Here is a 19,740-nt window from a genome sequence, read left to right as displayed (position 1 = left end):
AGGAGCGTTTTTTAAACAGTGAATTATAGAAAAGTTAGCCATTATAATAATGACGAAATGCAACCATTTGTTCATTTACTTTACTACAAAGAGGTTTCAGAGGTGTGAGGGCGGATTCGAACCGCCGTAAAAGGTTTTGCAGACCCTTGCCTAACCACTCGGCCACTCCACCTGATTTTTAAGCTGCAACTAGTTGGTATACCGCAGCCAATTTCGCAACTACCAAATCCAGCTCTGCAATGGTGTTAAACTTGCTGAAGGAAAACCGGATGGTGGTTCTTGACAGATCTGTACCCAGCGCTTTCAGCACATGAGAGGGCGCCCCCCCTGAACAAGCACTGCCTCCAGATACCGAAATACCTTCTGCATCAAGGTAAGTCATCAAGTCCGCGCCTGCCGACGGAAAGCAAACGCTGAGCACGGTGTAAAGGCTGTTAGCATCCGCGCAATTACCATTAAAGGATAAATCCGGAATTGACGAAATCAGGGAATGGATAAGGTGACTTTTTAAATTGCCGATATAAATACTGTCATGCGCTAACTCGTTGCAGGCAATCTCCAATGCTCGGGTCATTCCAACTATTCCTGGGATGTTTTCTGTACCGGCCCGTAAACCACCTTCTTGTCCTCCACCATGAATTAGGCGGTTTAAACGTTGCCCGGTGCGACAATATAAAAAACCTACACCCTTTGGACCGTGAAATTTGTGTGCGGAAGCTGTAAGATAATGCGCTTTAAGACTGTTAAGATTGTGGCGGTAGTGCCCAATGGTTTGCACGGTATCGGTATGAAACAAAGCTCTGTATTTTTCGCATAGATTCCCAATTGCCTCAATATCATTAAGGTTGCCGATCTCATTATTGGCTTGCATTACGCTCACCAGGCTGTTTGTATTATTAATCAAAAGGTATTCGAGATGCTTCAGGTCAAGATTGCCTTTCTCATCGTATTTGATGACACTCACCCTGGTATGGTATTGATTACTTAACGATTTCAGCGTTTGCAAAACAGCGGGATGTTCAAAGGCTGTAGTGATCACGTGGTTGATACGATCGCAGGTTACGGCAGAAGCTATGGCTATATTTGTAGCTTCGGTTCCGCCGGATGTAAATATGATCTCTTCAGGCCGGGCATTTAGTAAGTCGGCGATTTTCTTTCGGCAACCCTCCAACGCAATTTTAGCTGCTCTTCCAGGCCCGTGTTTGGATGACGGGTTACCGAAATAGGTTAAAAGATATGGATTCATCGCTTCTAAAACTTGTGGGTCTAGCGGGGTAGTGGCGGCATTGTCGAGATAAATATTCATCGTTAAAAAATTTAAATGTCTTATCTACCTATGCCAGAAAGTTGCAGGGCAACTTATATTCTTATCTTCTCCCATTTGGGAGTTGGAGTTAGCACCTTATAATAGTATAGGTTGCTAAGACGTCACTGGGCCATTCCCTCGGTCTTTCTGGATAAGTTTAAAGAACGTTATGCAACAAATATAAAATAAAAACTATAAAGTCTATAGTTTTAGTAGAAATATTTCAGAAATTATATTTTACGATTTACCTTACAAAGCCACAATGCATTGCAAAGTATGCCATAAACTAGTCTGGTGATATGGACGATGCATTTTAAAGTAGGGTAGTGCAGTCTCCGATTGTATCAGCTATACCTTTTATTGGTAAATAGAATTAAGACAGGCTTGGTTGAGATATATTAATCTAAACCGTCTATCGTGAATTGGTCTGCATCCTTAAGGAAGGGAAGGGCTCGGCGAATTTTCGTCACTTCGTCGTAAATGATGGAGAAAGTATAAACGTCTTCTTCATCCCGTTTGTAGTAAACTACATTGCCGTTAGGATCTATACATGTGGAGTCGCCGGAGTGATAAACCTCATTGCCATCGTGGCCAACCCGGTTAACGGCTATAACATAACTTTGATTTTCAACGGCGCGGGCGGGGATAAGTGTGCGCCAGTGAAGGGCACGTTTTTCCGGCCAGTTAGCTACTACCATTAAAACATCATAATCTTCATCAACATTACGAAGCCAAACAGGGAAGCGCAAATCGTAACAGATCACCGGGCGGATTTTCCAGCCGTTGAGTTCAACAATTAATTTTTCTGTACCGGCAGTGTAGGTATGGTGTTCCTTGCCTAAAGCAAAAAGATGGTGTTTATCGTATTTTTCGTAGCTGCCATCCGGTCGCATCCAAATTAGGCGGTTATAATATTGATCACCTTCTTTAATAATAAGGGTTCCGGTCACAACGCATTCATACTTTTGTGCCGTAGCATGCATCCATACCATGGTTTTACCACTCATGGGCTCGGCCAGGGCTTCAGCATTCATGGTAAAGCCGGTATTAAACATTTCCGGCAATATAATGAGGTTAGTTTTTTCGCGGATACCAGATAACCTTAGCGAGATATTCTGCAGGTTTTTATCTATGTTTTCCCAAAATAAATATCCCTGATATACAGTAACTTTAAGATTATCCATAAGCAGATTGTTAAGTAACGGCTTTTAAACTTTACGCAATGGCTTACCCAAATTTTATACTTTGAGTAATCTATCAACGGCTTTATCAATGGTTTCTTGCCTTTTGGCGAAACAAAATCGTAATACGTGGTTGTCTGTACCTTTCCGGTAAAAGGCGGAAACGGGGATTGCAGCCACGCCAAATTCTTTGGTTAGCCTTATCGCAAAGTCACTGTCCTTTTCGTCGGTGATCGTATCATAAGTAACTGATTGAAAATATGATCCGGCGCAAGGCAATAGCTTAAACCGGGTATTTTTCAACCCTTCTCTAAAATAGTCACGTTTCTGCTGAAAAAACCCCGGTAAACTCAAATAAGTGTTTTCATCCTTCAGGAATTCTGCAATTGCATATTGTACAGGTGAGTTGACGCTGAACACCACAAACTGGTGAATTTTTCGGAACTCCGTCATCAGGTAAGCGGGTGCAAGGCAGTAACCCATTTTCCACCCGGTGGCGTGGAAGGTTTTCCCAAACGATGCAACGATGAAACTGCGTTGCTGCAATTCAGGGTAGCGGGCCATACTATGATGGGTTTCGCCGTCGTATATCAAATGTTCATAAACTTCATCGCTCAGTATTAATATATCCTGGTTCTTTACCAAGTAGCTCAACTCGTCAATATCTTCTTTCCGCAAAATTGTACCCGTTGGATTATGCGGGGAGTTGAGGATAATCATTTTGGTTTTACCATTAATGAGTCTCTTCACCATGTCCCAGGCAATGCGGTAATCCGGCGGTTCCAACTCCAGCGACTTTACTACTCCACCCATTAGTTTGATGGCAGGAGCGTAGCAGTCATAAGCAGGTTCAAAGATGATGACTTCATCATTTGGATGAATAACTGCGCTAATGGCAGTGAACACTGCCTGAGTGCCACCAGCAGTAATGGTGATCTCCGTATCAGGGTTGTATACAGCACCGTACAACCTTTCGGTTTTAATAGCTACCTGTTCACGAAGAGCCGGTAGGCCGGCCATTGGTGCATATTGGTTGTGCCCCTCAATCATGGCCTTGTGAACCAGTTCCACCAATTCGGGAGCGGTATCGTAATCAGGAAATCCTTGCGAAAGATTAATAGCGCCAACATCATTAGCAAGCGCAGACATCGTGGTAAATATGGTAGTACCGGTTTGTGGTAGTTTGGAAATAACTGGTATCATCAGGGCTAAAATAATCAAAAGTTTGTGGTAAATAAGGTATGTTAAATTTTTAAGTGGGGGCGTCCATATTTTCGTATCAATATATAAATTTAACTAGCTGTAAGTCAGAAGCTGGTGAGAAGGGGTTATTTTGTAAACGATTAAAACTTCCGATGATTTATTTCGAATGTCAGTCGAAAGTAAATAACCGAGGAAACTTTGAAATCTAAAAATGTTTCCATAGTTTTGACTAGTAAAGTCAATGAGTCAGGAAACGAGAATTATCAATGGGAGCCTGGAGCTTTTTCTACAGGCAGGGATTAAAAGTGTTACAATGGATGATATAGCCCGGCACCTGGGTATGTCAAAAAAAACAATTTATCAATTTTTCAGCGACAAGAACGAACTAGTAGTCGCATTGGTAAAAGATAGGTTAGCCGAGGATGAACGGCAGATTGAAGAAATAATTGAGCATGCTGCCAATGTGATTGAGGAGATGCTGAACATGATGAAATGTTCGGAAGATATTTTTAGCAGGATCAACCCGATTGTGTTTCATGATCTGCAAAAGTATCATCCCAAAGCCTGGCAGGATTTCATGAGATTCAAGCACGAGTTTTTGGTAAACAAGCTGGAAATATTACTGCAAAAAGGAATTGACCAAGGCTTTATGCGTCCGGATATTGATGTTGCAATAATGGCAAGATTGCGGGTAAATGAGGTTGAAATGGGGTTTAATACGGCAATATTTCCCGTAAGCCACTTTAATACTTGGAGGGTGCAATTGCAAATGCTGGAGCATTTTAATTATGGTATCTGTACCTTGAAAGGCCATCAGCTGCTTGATCAGTACAAAACAGAAAAAATTGCATTATAACACAGGCTGCTGACATACGGCTGTCAAAAATTACCCTCTCTTTGAGGTATTAATAATAACTATAACCCATCATATATAATACAAAACAAATGAAACGACTATTACTATTTCTAATTGGTTTCGCCGGGAGCTTAAAAGGCTTTTCGCAAGCACCGCCAGCTAATCAAACGTATAATTTTAGCGTTGCCGAAGCCGTTGACTACGCATACCAGCATCGCGATTCGGTTGTTAATGCAGGTTTGGATGTTAAAGCTGCCGATTTCAGAGTGAAAGAAATCATCGGTCAGGGCTTCCCGCAGATTGATGGAACGGCATCGATCACCGATTACCTCAAGATCCCAACCACTTTACTTCCCGGTGAAATTTTTGGCGCTCCGGGTACCTTTATTCCTGTAAAATTTGGTGTGAAATATCAATCCAACCTGGGCGTTAACGCAAGTCAGTTAATTTTTGATCCAAGTTACATAGTTGGTTTGCAGGGGCGCAAAACCTACAAAGAACTTTACAACCGGGCATACAACAGTTCAAAGATCCAGATGAATGTTACTGTTACCAAAGCTTATTATCAATTGTTGGTCAACCTGGAGCAGGTGAAGTTACTGGATGCCAACATCGCCCAGTTAAAACAACAAGTAGACCAAACTACCGCTCAAAATAAACAGGGATTTGTAGAAAAAATAGATGTAGACAGGATAAGCGTTCAATACAACAACCTGATTACCACGCGTGAAAATACTTTAAGGTTACTGGCTTTAAATTATCAGGTCTTAAAATTCCAGATTGGGATGCCTATTGATTATAATTTAATCTTGAAGGATAAACTGGCAGATGTTAAACTGGAGGATGCAGCCGTTGAGGCAGTAACTGATACTACCCTGTATAAAAACAGAATAGAATACGGTATACTTGAATCTAACCTACAGCTCAACAAATTTGATTTAAAAAGAATTAAAGGTCAGTTTTTACCTACTTTAAGAGCAAATGCCTCTTATGCTTCTTCCTACCAAAATAATTCATTCGGTAATCTTTACAGTACCAGTTTTCCATCCAGTTATATCGGGCTAACTTTAAACGTGCCGATCTTTAGCGGTTTTCAGCGGACTAACAGAGTAAAGCAATCTCAAATTACCGTATTGAAGGCACAAAATAGTTTGGAGCAAGCTAAAAATGGTTTAAACTTGATGGGGAGTATGGCCAAAACCAATTATTTCAATGGTTTACAAACACTTAATAACCAAAAGCGTAGCCAGGAACTGGCACGAGAAGTATTGCGTGTTTCAAAAATAAAATATCAGCAGGGAGTAGGGAGCAGTATAGAGGTTACTCAGGCCCAAACAGCTCTTGAAGATGCCGATAATAAGTATATACAGGGTTTATATGACGCCTTACTCAGCAAGGTTGATCTTGACAGGGCCTACGGAAAAATTCAATAAAAAATCTAAACACACAAACATTCCATATAACAATGAAAAAACTATTATACATACCGGCCATCCTGTTATTCGCAGCATGTTCTGAAAAACCAAAAGATAAAAAGGCTGAATTGGCCGATCTGCAAAAACAGCAGCAGGATATCAATGGCAAGATCACTAAACTGCAGGCTGAAGTAGGTACTACCGATTCAGCTAAAACTACCGATGTGGCAGCTGTTGATGTTAAAACGCAACAATTTAAAAACTATGTACAGATCCAGGGTAAAATAGATGCCCAGGACAATGTTACTGCCTATCCGCAAAGCCCGGGTACTATTACGGCCATTAATGTAAAAGTTGGCCAGCATGTGGGTAAAGGCCAGGTTTTGGCGCAATTAGATAATAGCGTATTGCAACAAAATATTGCCCAAAGCGAAGCACAGGTAAGTCTTAATCAAACGTTGTTTGAGCGCCAGAAAAACCTTTGGGATCAAAAAATTGGTACCGAAGTTCAGTTTTTGCAGGCACAAACTAATTTGCAGGCTAGCCGCAAAGCATTATCTGGTTTGCGCCAGCAGGCCAACCTTTATCGCATTGTATCCCCAATAAGCGGAACTATTGATCAGATGGATCTTAAGCTTGGCCAGGTAGCTCAGCCGGGTGCAAACGGTATCCGTATTGTAAATGCTGATGTATTAAAGGTAAAGGCCGATGTGCCTGAATCATATGCAGGAAGTGTAAATACAGGTAACGATGTGCTGATAGTTGTGCCGGATGCACAGGATTCATTAAATACTAAGGTAACATTTGCTGCAAAAGCTATTGATCCAACATCACGTAGTTTTGCGGTAGAAATAAAATTGCCAACCCGTAAAACGCTTCGCCCAAACATGACCGCTATTATCAAGATAGCGAACTACACCAAACCGAATGCAATTGTTATACCAGTAAAATCGGTTCAGAAATCTGAAGATGGCGATTTTGTGTTTGTAAACGAAAATGGTGTTGCCAAACGCAAAATAATTAAAGTAGGTGCAACCTATGGCGGCCAGTCGGAAGTATTGTCCGGCCTCAAAGTTGGTGATCAGCTGGTAACCGACGGCGCTTCGGATATTGAGGACGGCGATAAAATAAAAGTGGTAAAATCCGCTAATTAATTAAACATATTGATTTTTTAATTATGAAAGACGTTAAAAAAGAATTCGGCCCGTCCAGTTGGGCAATCGATAATAAAACGGCCATATATGTGCTCATATTTTTGATCACCGTTTTGGGCTTGTATAGCTACAATAGCCTTCCGAAGGAAAACTTTCCGGATATAGCACAATCGAAAGTGTTTGTAACCACCACCTTTGCAGGTCAATCACCTCAGAATATAGAGAACCTGGTAACCCGGCAGATTGAAAAGCAACTAAAATCCTTAAAGGGATTAAAAAAAGTTACCTCAAATTCGGTACAAAACGTATCCATTATTACCGCCGAATTTCAGGCGAATGTGGATATAAAAGATGCGAAGGTGGATGTTAAAGATGCAGTTGATAAAGCCAAGCAGGATCTTCCGCAAGGTGATGTGAATCTAAAAGAGTCGATCATTTCGGATATCAATGTGGCAGATTTGCCCATCTTATACATTAATATTTCTGGCAATTACGACCTGAAGCGATTAAAAGAGTATGCCGACCTGTTGAAAGACGAGATAGAAAGCTACAAGGAAATATCAAAGGTGGACGAAATTGGGGCGCTGACTCCAGAGATCCAGATCAATGTTGACCTGAATAAGATGGCTGCTACACAAATTACTTTCAGTGATATTACCAATGCCATAGGTAACGAAAATATATTGTCATCTGCCGGTACTATCAAAACCGATGGTATCCGCAGAAGTATTGATATTAAACAGGATTTTAAAAGTGCTGATGAAGTAGCTGCAATTGCCATTCGGAACCCTAAAGGGCAGGCGGTGTATTTGCGGGATATTGCAGAAATTAAAGATTCGTTTCTGGAGCAGGAAACCTATGCGCGTTTAAAGACACCAGACGCCGCTAACTTTAAAAATGTTATTACACTTAATGTAAGTAAAAGGGCCGGCGAAAACCTTATTGAGGCCTCAGATAAAATTAACGATTTAATCAAGCTAAAGCAGAAATCGGTGTTCCCAAAGGGTTTGGCCATAACCGTAACAGGCGATCAGTCTGATAAAACACGCACCACCCTAAATGATCTGATCAATACCATCGTAATTGGCTTTTTACTGGTAACCGTAATCTTAATGTTCTTCATGGGTACCACTAACGCCATATTTGTGGCTTTATCGGTTCCTTTATCCTGCTTTATCGCCTTTCTTATTATGCCGGCAATAGGCTTCACGCTTAATATGATCGTGCTGTTCTCCTTCCTGCTTGCCCTTGGTATTGTGGTGGATGATGCTATTGTTGTGATTGAGAATACCCACCGTATTTTTGCGAATGGAAAGGTGCCTATTAAAGAAGCCGCTAAAATGGCTGCCGGTGAGGTATTCCTGCCTGTATTCTCCGGTACCATGACCACCCTGGCACCGTTTGTACCACTTGCTTTCTGGAATAGCTTGATCGGCCACTTTATGTTTTTCCTGCCTATTACGCTGATCATTACACTGTTGGCGTCGCTGGTAGTAGCTTATATTATGAACCCGGTTTTCGCGGTAGATTTTATGAAGCCGCATCACCCGGGTGAACACGACAATCCTAAGTTTGACAAAGCGACCAAGCGTGCGTTAATTTACTTGGCGATTGCCACTGCTATAGGCTACTTTATAAATGTAGGTATTGGAAATTTGTTCGCAGTTATTATGGTGCTATACCTGCTGAACCACTTTATATTCCTTAGGGTAATAGATCGTTTTCAAAACAACGCATGGCCTAAATTCCAGGCCTGGTATGCCAAATGGCTGGAGCGCGCCGTTAAGCGCCCTTTAACCATATTGGCGGGTACTATGGTGTTGTTTGTTTTGGCTTTAGTGGTCAACCATTTCCTGGGTAAAACGCCTGAGTTTTTCCCTTCCGGCGACCCTAACTTTGCCTATGTGTATGTGTCGCTGCCCATAGGTACTGACCAGGGTACAACAAATGAGATAACAAAAAAGATAGAAAAACGCGTCGCTGAAATCGTAGAGCCCGATAAAGACATCGTATCATCTGTAATATCAAACGTAACCAAAGGCGTTACCGACCCTACCGACGAAGATCAGCTGGATTATCAGAATAAGAGTAAAATTACGGTTGCCTTTATAGAATTCGGCAAGCGTAATGGAAAAGACACCAAGGCCATCCTGAAACGCATCCGTGGTGCCGTGCAGGGCGTGCCCGGGGCAAAAATTTCTGTAACCCAGGAAAATAGTGGTCCACCAGTACAGAAAGATATTGCCATTGAAATTATTGGCGATAATATCGATTCACTGGTAAAAACCAGCAACCGTTTAAAAGCTTACCTTGCTAAGCAAAATATTGCAGGGATAGATAATCTCGTTGCAGATGTGCAGAGTGATAAACCTGAAATTGTATTTGATATCAACCGCGAACGGGCAAACCGCGAAGGTATCAGCTCCGGCCAAATTACCCAGGCTTTAGGGACTGCGATTTTTGGAGCCAAAGCAGGGGATTTTAGAAATACCAAAGAGGATGATTACCAGATAAAAGTGCGCGCTTTGGAAAGCCAGCGCGGTAACATTGATGAACTGCGGAACTTAAAAATAACCTACCGTGATCTGGCCACCGGGGGCGCTATTCGCCAGGTGCCTATTTCTGCCTTTACGGATGTGCGATACACCAATACTTACAGCAATATTAAACGTAAGCAGCAACGCCGGGTTTTAACACTTGGGTCTAACGTAGTGAAGCCGTATAACGCGAATGACGTAAATGCCAATATTTTAAAAGCGATTAATAATTTTAAACACTCCGACGATATCATTATACGCCAGGGTGGTGGTCAGGAAGATCAGAAGGACGCTGTTACTTTCCTTGCAACAGCGCTGGCTACATCTTTCTGCTTGATCTTTATTATCCTGATGATCCAGTTCAATTCAATCGGGAAAACGTTCATTATCATTAGCGAGATCTTCTTTAGTATCATCGGCGTATTGCTGGGGGTAAGTATCTTCGGGATGACGATGGCTATCGTAATGACTGGTGTTGGTATCATCGCCCTGGCCGGTGTGGTTGTTCGAAACGGAATCCTGCTCGTGGAGTTTACTGACATGCTGATAGAGCAGGGGACCAGCCTGCATGATGCGGTAGTGGAGGCGGGACATACCCGTATGACTCCGGTATTGTTGACTGCCACCGCCGCTATTTTAGGGTTGATCCCGCTGGCGGTTGGTTTCAATATTGACTTTGTAGGCTTGTTTACCCATTTTGAACCGCATATCCACTTTGGTGGTGATAACGTAGCATTCTGGGGACCATTGGCATGGACAATGATCTTCGGGTTAGGTTTTGCAACCGTGATTACGCTAATATTGGTACCATGTATGTATATTATACGTGTAAATATGAAGAACTACTTCTTTGGTAACCAGGACGAAAAGAAAGCAAAAGACCGCCAAAAGCTGATTGAGGCAGAAGCGACTGCTTAACATTCTGATCAATATGGTGATGGCCGCACGCTAAACGTGCGGCCTTTTTTTTTAGGTATAGATAAAGATTGTTTGAATTTCGCAACTATGCGATTGATTTATCCAAACATCGCTAACAATAAGTACATCATATTTGTACCTGTAATTATCAAATAAAATGGAAAGCAACAACAAGATAGCACTGGTAACCGGCGGCAGCCGCGGACTGGGCAAAGACATGGCCTTTAAACTGGCCGAAAAAGGATTAGATGTTATCATCACTTACAATACTAAAGCAGATGAAGCACAGGCAGTAGTAGACCAAATAAAGCAAAACGGCAGAAATGCCGCCTCGCTCCAGTTAAATACCGGTGAGATCAAAAGCTTCAACTCCTTTATAGATTCGTTGAAGGCAGTATTAAATAGCGAGTTTGGCACCGATCACCTCGATTTCCTGGTGAATAATGCAGGCCATGGGCACAGTGCACCTTTTGGGGAAGTCACAGAAGAGGCTTTTGATAGTCTGTTAAATGTTCATTTTAAAGGCGTATATTTCCTTACACAAAAAATGCTGCCGCTTATGAATGATGGCGGGGGTATTGTAAATATTTCCAGCGGATTAGCCCGTTTCAGTTTGCCAGGTTCCTCTGCCTATGCATCGATGAAGGGTGCAATAGAAGTATTTACCCGCTATCTGGCTAAGGAGTTAGGAAGGAGGGGAATTCGTGCAAATGTACTTGCCCCGGGCGCTATAGCTACCGATTTTAACGGCGCACATGTGCGCGAGAACGAACAGGTACAAAAGATGATCAGCGGCATCACGGCGCTTGGCCGCGTTGGCTTTGCTGATGATATCGGCGGGGTGGTAGCCTTTTTATGTACGGATGATGCGCGATGGGTTAATGCACAGCGCATAGAGGTGTCAGGCGGCATGTCAATTTAAAGCGGCACAACCAAGTGTTAATATAATTCGAAAAAATAAGCCCACTACCGATTTAGAACTGGTAATGGGCTTAGTTTTTTTTAACTGGATTATTTGATTAAGATCTGTATTTTCCAATAAAGTCTTTTAACCCTTTAATAGCTTTTGTTAATTGCCTTTCGCGCTTGCTGCCGGCATCCAAAGCATCATATACCAAGCCGGAGGCTACAGCATACACTGCATGGTGAAATGCATCCACGGCAATTTCCTGTGGCTTTTGTTCCGTTATAGGTTTGGAAACATCATGCTTTGGCAGCATAATTAACGCCGTGCCCCATACGGCGCCAAAATGTACCAGTGTTGCTGGCAGGCCCTTTAAACCGGTCAGCCCTATTAATCCACGGGCTACTCCCCACGCGGTACCATATGACCAATGGATCTCTTGTGCAAGTAATTGCTTATCTGCATGGCTGGCTGGTTTTGCGCCTGCTGTATCCTCAACCACTTTAAGCGGAGCTTCGCTGGGTCCGCGTTTGGTGATTTTCATTTCGATAGTTTGCGATAGGGTCATTGCAGCTGTTGCGGCTAAGCCTGCCAGCAGGCCTTTACCTATAGCACTGCCCAATTCGCCAAGTGCATTGTTTTCGTGTATTTTCATAGTAGTAGATGAAATTTTTGTTTTTAGATTAACATCTTAAATTAATTATTGATTTATCTTTTATCAAAGTATTTTAGGCTCATCTGTTTTGGGGAATGATTATTGTAACTGATCACTTTAAATACCTCATTATTATGGGTTCGATCACAAAATCTCCGGCCTTTAAGGCAGCTTCCTTAGGCGTAATTGCAGGCATGCGTACGTTCTATGCACCGGCAATATTTACGCACATCTATAGCAGGCATCCCCGCAAAATGTTGGGCAAATCACCACTAGCTTTTATGCAAACTATCCAAACTTCAAAAGTTTTTAAAGTTCTGGCTGCTGGCGAATTGATTGGGGATAAAATGCCCAAAGCGCCAGATCGCACGTCCGGACCCGGACTGATCGGCAGGACGGTATCGGGTGCATTAGTTGGCGCGGCGGTTTATAAAGCCAGCGGGCATATGCCGGTTGTAGGAGGGGTAATAGGTGGGCTTTCAGCAGTGGCATCTACGTTTGGTTGTTTCTTTTTGCGCAAAGCGATAGGGAAAAGGTTTAATATCCCTGATGCATTCTTGGGTGTGGCTGAAGATGCTCTGGTAATAAGGGCAGGTATTGCATTATACAGAAACAAATAGTGCAGGCTTTTTCTAGCTTAGCCAACAACTCAATATTTTAGCTGGATCGTATTAGTAAATAAGCAGGTACACAGCTGTTTTAAACATTTGAATCTCATCTTTTGTTGTGCTTTATTCCTACTGAACTGATTATTTGATATTTTTGTTAAATAAGTCAGGAAGTAGTAAGAATTGGATACCATAATATGAGTTTAGGAGCCGAGCAGCAAGATATTAAAAGAGAAAAAATTTTAGAAGCATCGCATCAGCGGTTTTTACACTACGGTTATTCAAAAACCACCATGAATGAGATTGCAGGCGATCTTTCGATGTCGAAGGCCCTGCTTTATTATTACTTTCCTGATAAGAGTGAGTTGTATATGGCCGTAATGCGAAAGCTGGCTAACGATTATTTAAAAACGCTTCAGAATAAGCTGGATCATTTTACTGACTTACGCGATGCTTTTCTTTTTCAGGTAAATACTCACCACGATTTTATAGTAACCAATTACAATTTCTTTGATTTTGTAAGGCTGAACGAACAAAATCTGCCTGATAACATTTGGAGTTTGGTCAATGAAATTCGTGAAGCAGAGACGGCCCTGTTAGTTTACGCGATACAGGCAGAAACAGAGAAAGGGCATATTCAGCCAGTAACCAACCCGGCCGATATTGTAGATGTATTTTTAGATGCTCTTACAGGAATTAAGGTGGGTTCTATGCAGCATAGAAAAGTTAACTTTCCCAAAAAGGAACATCTTGATGAGATCCATAAAAAGCGCCTGCTGCTTATAGATATTTTTGTAAAGGGTTTAAGATAGCTTAGTCCTTTTCCAGGCTGGTATTGATAGCGATATTGCCCACTAATATTTTGTGAATAGGGCATGCATCAGCAATAGTTATCAACCGCTTCTTCTGTTCATCGCTTAACGTACCCTTGAAGCGTAATTTGCTTTCTATAAAAATGTCTTTACCCTTCCGGTACATTTCAACGGTTACGCAAATTTCGTCTACTAGCCACATTTTGCGGTTGATATACATCCGAAGTGTGATGGTGGTACAACTTGCCAGGCTTGCCATCAATAAATTATAAGGTGACATTCCTGTATCTCCGCCTTCAAGGCTTACTGGCTCATCTACAATAATACTATGATTTCCGCTAGCTACTATAGTTTGATATTTGGTACGGCCTATTTTGGCCGTGGCATCAATAATAAAATCTTCGCCGTCATTCATAAATTCTAATTTCGAGGGTTAGTTATCCTGGTTTAAATCCAGCATCTTCCAGCTGTTTTCGCTTTTAAAGTTGCCTCCAACATAGCGTAAAGAAATTGTAAAATTTGTTGTAGCGCTTTCGCCGCTTGTGTTCACCGCAGAATAAGTGGATTTGATCACGTATACAGAATCTGACTTTTTAGCAAATTTATAAGAATTATCTTCAAAATTTACATTGTTGGACCTTACGGTAGGCCTGATATAACCTTTTGCAATGGAATAGGCGTCATCACTGCTAGGTAAGCCTTTAAACACCACCAACGAATTTATGCCCGCAATTTTTAGTATCACTACTAAAAACGCCACAACAATTATTACCAATAGCCATACGGCCTTCATGGCTGATTTTTTTTTGTCTTTCTTATCTTTCAGGTAATTTGTTTCCATGGGCGGAATAAAACGATTTAAAAATTAACCAAAAAATAAATACGAAACAAAAATTGCAGCGATAACGCCAGCCAGGTCGGCCAATAATCCGGCAGGAATTGCATACCTTGATTTCTTAATCCCTACCGAGCCGAAATATAGCGCAACAATGAAAAATGTGGTATCGGCAGAACCATTGAAAACCGAGCCTAGCCTGCCTGCAAAACTATCAGGTCCATAAGTTTGCATAACGTTTATCATCATAGCTTTGGAGCCCGATCCGCTGAGCGGTTTCATATAAGCCACCGGCATGGCATCAACAAACCGTGTATCCAGGTTTATTTTAGTTACCACCCATCGTAATCCGTCATTCAGATATCCCAGTGCACCGCAGTTACGAAACACACTGATTGCTACCAACATGGCCACCAAATAAGGGATGATCTTAACCGAAACTTCGAAACCCGACTTGGCGCCGTCGATAAATGCCTCAAAAACGTTAATGCCTTTTCGCAGAGCACCTAGTATAAAAATGGTTGGTATGGCAAACAGCATAATATTGCTGATTACTTTAGATACCACTGAAATTTGATCATGATTTAGCTGCGTAATAAAAAACCAAACCAGCAATGTGATAAAAGCAGTCATGCCGCCTAGCCAGCCAATGATCACCCGATCCCATAGATTGATTTTTTGTTTAATAGCTACGGCAAGCATTCCAACTATGGTAGCAACGTAAGTGGCAATAATGCAGGGCAGAAAAACGTCAGCAGGATCTTTGGCATGAAGGATAAAACGCTGTGCAATTATCGTTACTGGTAATAGCTGCAGGCCCGAGGTGTGCAGCACCAGAAACATGATCTGTGCGTCCGTCGCTGACTCCTTATCGGGATTTAGTTCCTGGAGACTGCCCATCGCCTTTAAGCCTAGCGGCGTAGCTGCATTATCGAGACCGAGTAAATTAGCCGAAAAATTCATCATCATTTGGCCCGTTGCCGGGTGGTTACGCGGAACACCAGGAAATAATCGGCTCAGGAAAGGGCCTACTATACGGGCAAGGAAATTCATTGCACCTGCACGTTCCCCAATATTCATAATACCCAACCAAAGCACCATATTTCCTGCGAGGGGCAGGGCAATATCCATCACCGATGACTTAGAAGAATCAAACATCCCGTCAACCAGCAATTTAAAAGAATCTACATCACCCAGGAAAACCAATTTGCAGAGCGCAATCACAAAGGCAATCAAAAAAAAAGCAATCCAAATGTAGTTAAGGGCCATAAGCAAGTTTAAGGGCCTTAAGTTAAGTTTTTTTGAATAGTTGGTAAACAATATGGATATTTAAAGTGAAATCACTTGACGAAATATTAAGAAATGTCAAATGCCATTACCGAACTTTATTATATAGTTATTGCTTTTTTTGGGATGGTAAGCGCCAATGTTCAAGCTAGTAAGGACCAACTTTCGAGACAAAATGAGTAATGATAAAATTCCTGGTCATTTAATTTATAGTTGCATGTTAGCCTGCAACCCTTTGGCTGGTATACTTTTAGAAAAATCTAATAGTGTAAAGTGAGCAATGGCGGTAAAATTCAATTTAAAATGCCTTACCAACTAAACAATTTTATAAATGGCAACTGCAGGGTATTCCGGAACACCGATGGCAAAAAAGCTGGGTATTAAACAAGGCTTCATCATACGTCTCATCAATAAGCCCGACTATTATTTCGATTTGTTTACAGATCTGCCAGCTGATTTGACCGCTGCAGACGAGATTGCTGTTGGTGTGGATTTTGTGCATTTTTTTACCAAAAGTCAGTCGGATTTGATAAAAACACTTCCAGTGCTCAAAGGCCAGATCAAAAAGAACGGCATCATCTGGGTATCATGGCCCAAAAAAGCATCGAAAGTTGCGACAGATGTTAGGGACGATATTATCCGGAACTACGCATTGCAGCTAGGGCTGGTGGATATAAAAGTTTGTGCAGTGGACGAAGTGTGGTCTGGCTTAAAACTCGTAATTCCACTTGCCGATAGGATGAGACGCTAACCACGCTGCCGGTAGGGATTCATATTTCGCTAAAATTTAGTTATAGGCAGTTATTCCTTTATCAGAAACTATCTGTATATCATAAACCCTTCGCAACGGATTGTATGGAACTGCATCGTTAACCATGACATAAATACTGCCAAGGTCTTTTACAGCAAAAGCCTGCACATCTGGTGTCGAATTCGATTTTTTAACATAATCAGCTATTGAATTATAAATAAGACTGTATTGCTGAAGTTCGTTGGTCTCTATCTCAATATACATGCGTTTGCCGTCGGTGCGTAAACTAACATCGTTGTAGGCCCCGCCAGGAATAGCCAAGTGGTATTTCCGAATATTCTTCTTCGGGTTCTTATCCACAACTTTGTAGTCTTTAGATGTGAAAAAAGTATCGGCCTTATTAATATTATTATGGAGCAGATAACTGATGTCATCATAGGATACGAGGTTACTTTGCGCAAAGCAAATAATTGCTGAAAACACGAGTATAATAGTTAAAAGAAATTTTTTCATGATGTGTGATAATATAGTTTAGCCTTGTTGTACTGCTCCTCTAAGTTCAAAGATTTAAGTTGAGTGTACGCTCTACAACAGAATTATTACACAGCTGCCTACCGCGTTTATGTCACGCTAGTTTACAAATAGCTAAAAAACGCAGTATTGCCTGTAAATCGTATGATATCATTATTACCTTAGCGAAATTAATTTACGATCATGCCTACTATAAAACTATCACGCGTAAGCGGCGAATATGGCTTTGAAGCCAATGATGAGTACGGCCACACCGTACGGATGGACAGCAGCCCTGAGAGCGGCGGCGAAAATTTTGGTGTACGGCCAATGCAAATGTTATTAATGGGTCTCGGTGGCTGCTCTGCCATTGATGTTATTGCCATATTGCGCAAGCAACGCCAAAACGTTATCGATTATGAAATGGTAATCAACGGCGAACGCGAAGCGGGTAAGGAGCCTTCGCTTTGGCAAACAATTAATATGGAGTTTCATTTATATGGAACTATTGATGAAGATAAAGCTAACAAAGCAGTTGAGCTATCGCTGGATAAATATTGTTCTGTAGCTGCAACGCTATATAAAGCCGATGCTGAAATAAAATGGCAGGTGTTTATTCACCCGGCTAAATCATAATTACGACCAGATATAATAATGTCAAAAGAATTAGACCCAATAACGCAGGCCATTCGTATCCGTGCGCCTAAAACATTACAAAACGAACATTCATCGCCGCTATACTTAACCAGTAGTTTCACCTTTAACGAGGCAGAAACTATGCGGGCAGCATTTGCCGATGAAAACGACGAAAACATTTACAGCCGGTTCAGTAACCCTACCGTTGATGAATTTGTAGCTAAAATGTGTGCTTTAGAAGGCTGCGATGATGGTTTTGCTACTTCTACAGGTATGAGTGCCATCTTCTCTACATTTATGGGGCTGCTGCAATCCGGAGATCATCTGTTATGCTGTAGTTCCGTATTCGGGAGTACTTTTACCATCGTAAATAAATACCTGCCGCGTTACGGTATTACCTGTACACTGGTACCTGCCAATGATAAAGATGCCTGGGAAGCCGCTGTTCAGCCAAATACTAAAATGCTTTATCTTGAAACGCCGACAAATCCACAACTGGAAGTTATCGATCTGGAATGGGCAGGGCAATTCACTAAGAAGCATAACCTTATATTTAATGTCGACAATTGTTTTGCTACGCCATTGCTGCAGCGTCCTGTTGATTTTGGTGCAGATATTATTGTACACTCTGCTACTAAGTGGATCGACGGGCAGGGTAGGGTATTAGGCGGTGTAATTGTCGGCCGCAAGGATCTGATTAAAGAGATTTACTTGTTTTGCCGTAATACCGGGCCGGCCATGTCGCCATTTAATGCCTGGGTATTGAGTAAAAGCTTGGAAACCCTAGATGTGAGGATGGAAAGGCACTGCAAAAACGCACTTAAAATTGCAGAAACGCTGCAAAGTCATCCTGGTGTGACCTGGGTGAAATATCCATTTCTTGTTGGGCACCCACAGTACGAAATTGCCAAAAAACAAATGAAGGCAGGAGGCGGCGTTTTATGCTTCGAAATAAAAGGTGGTGTTGCGGCTGGCCGTAAGTTTCTGGATGCGCTGGAACTGCTCTCTGTAACAGCTAACCTTGGTGATAGCCGCAGTATTGCCTCACACCCGGCAAGTACCACTCATTCTAAGTTAACTGATGAAGAGCGTGCTTCTGTAGGTATTACGCCAGGACTGATCCGGATCTCCGCGGGTTTAGAGAAAGCTGAAGACGTAATAGATGATATTATTCAGGCATTAGAAAAAAGCATGGCTTAAATACTCATGGAGCAAGTAATTCCCATTCCAACCTTGCACCTTTTTCCGGTGCTGGATAAATTATTGGTGGAATTACTTGCTTCTTTATCCGAAGCGGAATGGCACAAACCCACTGCTGCCAAACTTTGGAATGTTAAGGACGTAGCAGCTCATCTGTTGGATGGAAACGTTCGCGCAATAAGTTCACTTAACAATTACCAAAACCCGGCCCCTATACCGCAAATCGATAGTAATAAAGACCTGGTGGCACATTTAAATGAGCTCAACGCCAGCTGGGTTAATGCAATGAAAAGAGTTAGCCCGGCATGGTTGACAGAGGAACTGCAACGGAGCAGTGAACGCTCTCTTAAATATTTTCAAACGCTTGATCCATTTTCGCAGGCAACATTTCCCGTTGCCTGGGCAGGACAAGAAACGTCTTCCAATTGGTTCCATATCGCAAGGGAGTACACTGAAAGATGGCATCATCAGCAGCAGATAAGGGATGCGGTAAATAAGCCAGGTATTATGCACCGTGAGTTGTTTTTTCCTTGCATGGCTACATTTGTTCATGCCTTGCCATTTACTTATCGAAATGTTGATGCCGATGAAGGTACCCTTATTAAATTTAGCATCAGTGGCGATGCAGGCGGGGATTGGTTTCTGCAGAAAGAAAAACAAAACTGGATATTGATCAACTCTTCAATAAATCAGCCAGATGCTTCGGTTACGCTACCTCCAGATACCGCGTGGCGGCTTTTTACAAAAGGAATATTTCCCGAGGCAGCCAAACAAACAGCTTTAATAACTGGCGATGCAACGCTGACCTCTCCGTGCTTTAATTCGATAGCGGTGATGGCTTGAGAACTTATCTTAAGAAATGTCAAAAAACAGCTGCTTACGATGGTTTAATTGCCAACTTGGTCACCATTAAAGTATACATGTTACTCATTAAAGTTCCATAACTGACTAAAATTGGGCTTAGTGTATATT

18 protein-coding genes, 1 tRNA gene, 1 pseudogene and 1 other annotated feature are annotated in these 19,740 nt (G+C 41.9%); of the genes and pseudogenes, 11 read left to right on the top strand and 9 right to left on the bottom strand.

The window, feature by feature from the left end; genetic code table 11:
* Positions 1-100 precede the first annotated feature (100 nt).
* The 4 genes from A0256_19010 to A0256_18995 form a co-directional block, all read right to left on the bottom strand.
* Positions 101-172 (bottom strand) — tRNA-Cys (locus tag A0256_19010).
* A gap of 6 nt (positions 173-178) precedes the next feature.
* Positions 179-1,306 carry a cysteine desulfurase gene (locus A0256_19005; GenBank protein AMR33359.1) on the bottom strand — a complete coding sequence of 376 codons (1,128 nt, stop codon included), beginning with the start codon at positions 1,304-1,306 and terminating at the stop codon, positions 179-181.
* A 58-nt stretch (positions 1,307-1,364) separates the two neighbouring features.
* Positions 1,365-1,464, bottom strand: a binding site (SAM riboswitch class I).
* A gap of 240 nt (positions 1,465-1,704) precedes the next feature.
* Complete coding sequence (locus A0256_19000) at positions 1,705-2,490, bottom strand: amidohydrolase (protein ID AMR33358.1); 786 nt, start codon at positions 2,488-2,490, stop codon at positions 1,705-1,707.
* Positions 2,491-2,544: 54 nt separating this feature from the next.
* Positions 2,545-3,693 (bottom strand): aminotransferase, encoded by a 1,149-nt coding sequence (locus A0256_18995; GenBank protein AMR34619.1) that lies wholly within the window; start codon positions 3,691-3,693, stop codon positions 2,545-2,547.
* A gap of 238 nt (positions 3,694-3,931) precedes the next feature.
* Between A0256_18995 and A0256_18990 the strand changes: the two genes are divergently transcribed.
* The 5 genes from A0256_18990 to A0256_18970 all read left to right on the top strand — a co-directional run bounded on the left by A0256_18990 (position 3,932) and on the right by A0256_18970 (position 11,492).
* Positions 3,932-4,546 (top strand): hypothetical protein, encoded by a 615-nt coding sequence (locus A0256_18990; GenBank protein AMR33357.1) that lies wholly within the window; start codon positions 3,932-3,934, stop codon positions 4,544-4,546.
* A gap of 89 nt (positions 4,547-4,635) precedes the next feature.
* The gene (locus A0256_18985; protein ID AMR33356.1) at positions 4,636-5,979 is read left to right on the top strand and encodes a transporter; all 1,344 of its coding nucleotides are present in this window, start codon (positions 4,636-4,638) and stop codon (positions 5,977-5,979) included.
* A 32-nt stretch (positions 5,980-6,011) separates the two neighbouring features.
* Positions 6,012-7,115 (top strand): efflux transporter periplasmic adaptor subunit, encoded by a 1,104-nt coding sequence (locus A0256_18980; protein AMR33355.1) that lies wholly within the window; start codon positions 6,012-6,014, stop codon positions 7,113-7,115.
* A gap of 23 nt (positions 7,116-7,138) precedes the next feature.
* Positions 7,139-10,570, top strand: a complete 3,432-nt coding sequence (locus A0256_18975; GenBank protein AMR33354.1) for a copper transporter — start codon at positions 7,139-7,141, stop codon at positions 10,568-10,570.
* A gap of 157 nt (positions 10,571-10,727) precedes the next feature.
* Complete coding sequence (locus A0256_18970; GenBank protein ID AMR33353.1) at positions 10,728-11,492, top strand: short-chain dehydrogenase; 765 nt, start codon at positions 10,728-10,730, stop codon at positions 11,490-11,492.
* A 175-nt stretch (positions 11,493-11,667) separates the two neighbouring features.
* Here the strand turns inward: A0256_18970 and A0256_18965 are convergent.
* Positions 11,668-12,129 (bottom strand): annotated as a pseudogene (locus A0256_18965) (hypothetical protein).
* A gap of 95 nt (positions 12,130-12,224) precedes the next feature.
* Between A0256_18965 and A0256_18960 the strand changes: the two are divergent.
* Positions 12,225-12,749, top strand: a complete 525-nt coding sequence (locus A0256_18960; protein AMR33352.1) for a hypothetical protein — start codon at positions 12,225-12,227, stop codon at positions 12,747-12,749.
* A gap of 185 nt (positions 12,750-12,934) precedes the next feature.
* Entirely contained in the window at positions 12,935-13,549 is a 615-nt protein-coding gene (locus A0256_18955; GenBank protein AMR33351.1) for a hypothetical protein, read from the top strand.
* A 1-nt stretch (position 13,550) separates the two neighbouring features.
* On the opposite strand, the gene A0256_18950 is transcribed toward A0256_18955, so the two are convergent.
* The 3 genes from A0256_18950 to A0256_18940 are packed head-to-tail and all read right to left on the bottom strand — an operon-like array spanning position 13,551 to position 15,653.
* The gene (locus tag A0256_18950) at positions 13,551-13,964 is read right to left on the bottom strand and encodes a peroxiredoxin (protein AMR33350.1); all 414 of its coding nucleotides are present in this window, start codon (positions 13,962-13,964) and stop codon (positions 13,551-13,553) included.
* Positions 13,965-13,982: 18 nt separating this feature from the next.
* Entirely contained in the window at positions 13,983-14,390 is a 408-nt protein-coding gene (locus A0256_18945; GenBank protein AMR33349.1) for a hypothetical protein, read from the bottom strand.
* A 24-nt stretch (positions 14,391-14,414) separates the two neighbouring features.
* Positions 14,415-15,653: a hypothetical protein gene (locus A0256_18940; GenBank protein AMR34618.1), complete on the bottom strand. Its 1,239-nt coding sequence runs from the start codon at positions 15,651-15,653 to the stop codon at positions 14,415-14,417.
* Between the two features lie 349 nt (positions 15,654-16,002).
* Between A0256_18940 and A0256_18935 the strand changes: the two genes are divergently transcribed.
* A complete protein-coding gene (locus A0256_18935; GenBank protein AMR33348.1) occupies positions 16,003-16,422 on the top strand; it encodes a hypothetical protein in 420 nt (139 codons plus the stop codon).
* Positions 16,423-16,458: 36 nt separating this feature from the next.
* On the opposite strand, the gene A0256_18930 is transcribed toward A0256_18935, so the two are convergent.
* Positions 16,459-16,935 (bottom strand): hypothetical protein, encoded by a 477-nt coding sequence (locus A0256_18930; GenBank protein AMR33347.1) that lies wholly within the window; start codon positions 16,933-16,935, stop codon positions 16,459-16,461.
* 201 nt (positions 16,936-17,136) lie between these two features.
* Between A0256_18930 and A0256_18925 the strand changes: the two genes are divergently transcribed.
* From A0256_18925 to A0256_18915, 3 genes are read left to right on the top strand one after another with little or no spacing between them, the layout of a single operon-like run.
* Positions 17,137-17,568, top strand: coding sequence for an osmotically inducible protein OsmC (locus A0256_18925; GenBank protein AMR33346.1), 432 nt, complete (start codon positions 17,137-17,139; stop codon positions 17,566-17,568).
* A gap of 18 nt (positions 17,569-17,586) precedes the next feature.
* Positions 17,587-18,768: an O-succinylhomoserine sulfhydrylase gene (locus A0256_18920; GenBank protein AMR33345.1), complete on the top strand. Its 1,182-nt coding sequence runs from the start codon at positions 17,587-17,589 to the stop codon at positions 18,766-18,768.
* 6 nt (positions 18,769-18,774) lie between these two features.
* A complete protein-coding gene (locus tag A0256_18915) occupies positions 18,775-19,611 on the top strand; it encodes a hypothetical protein (GenBank protein ID AMR33344.1) in 837 nt (278 codons plus the stop codon).
* Positions 19,612-19,740: the final 129 nt, after the last annotated feature.

The sequence above is a fragment of the Mucilaginibacter sp. PAMC 26640 genome (assembly GCA_001596135.1).
Lineage (GTDB): Bacteria > Bacteroidota > Bacteroidia > Sphingobacteriales > Sphingobacteriaceae > Mucilaginibacter.
The sequence above is the reverse complement of the archived record's forward strand: the minus strand, read 5'-3'. Positions and strand labels throughout refer to the sequence as shown.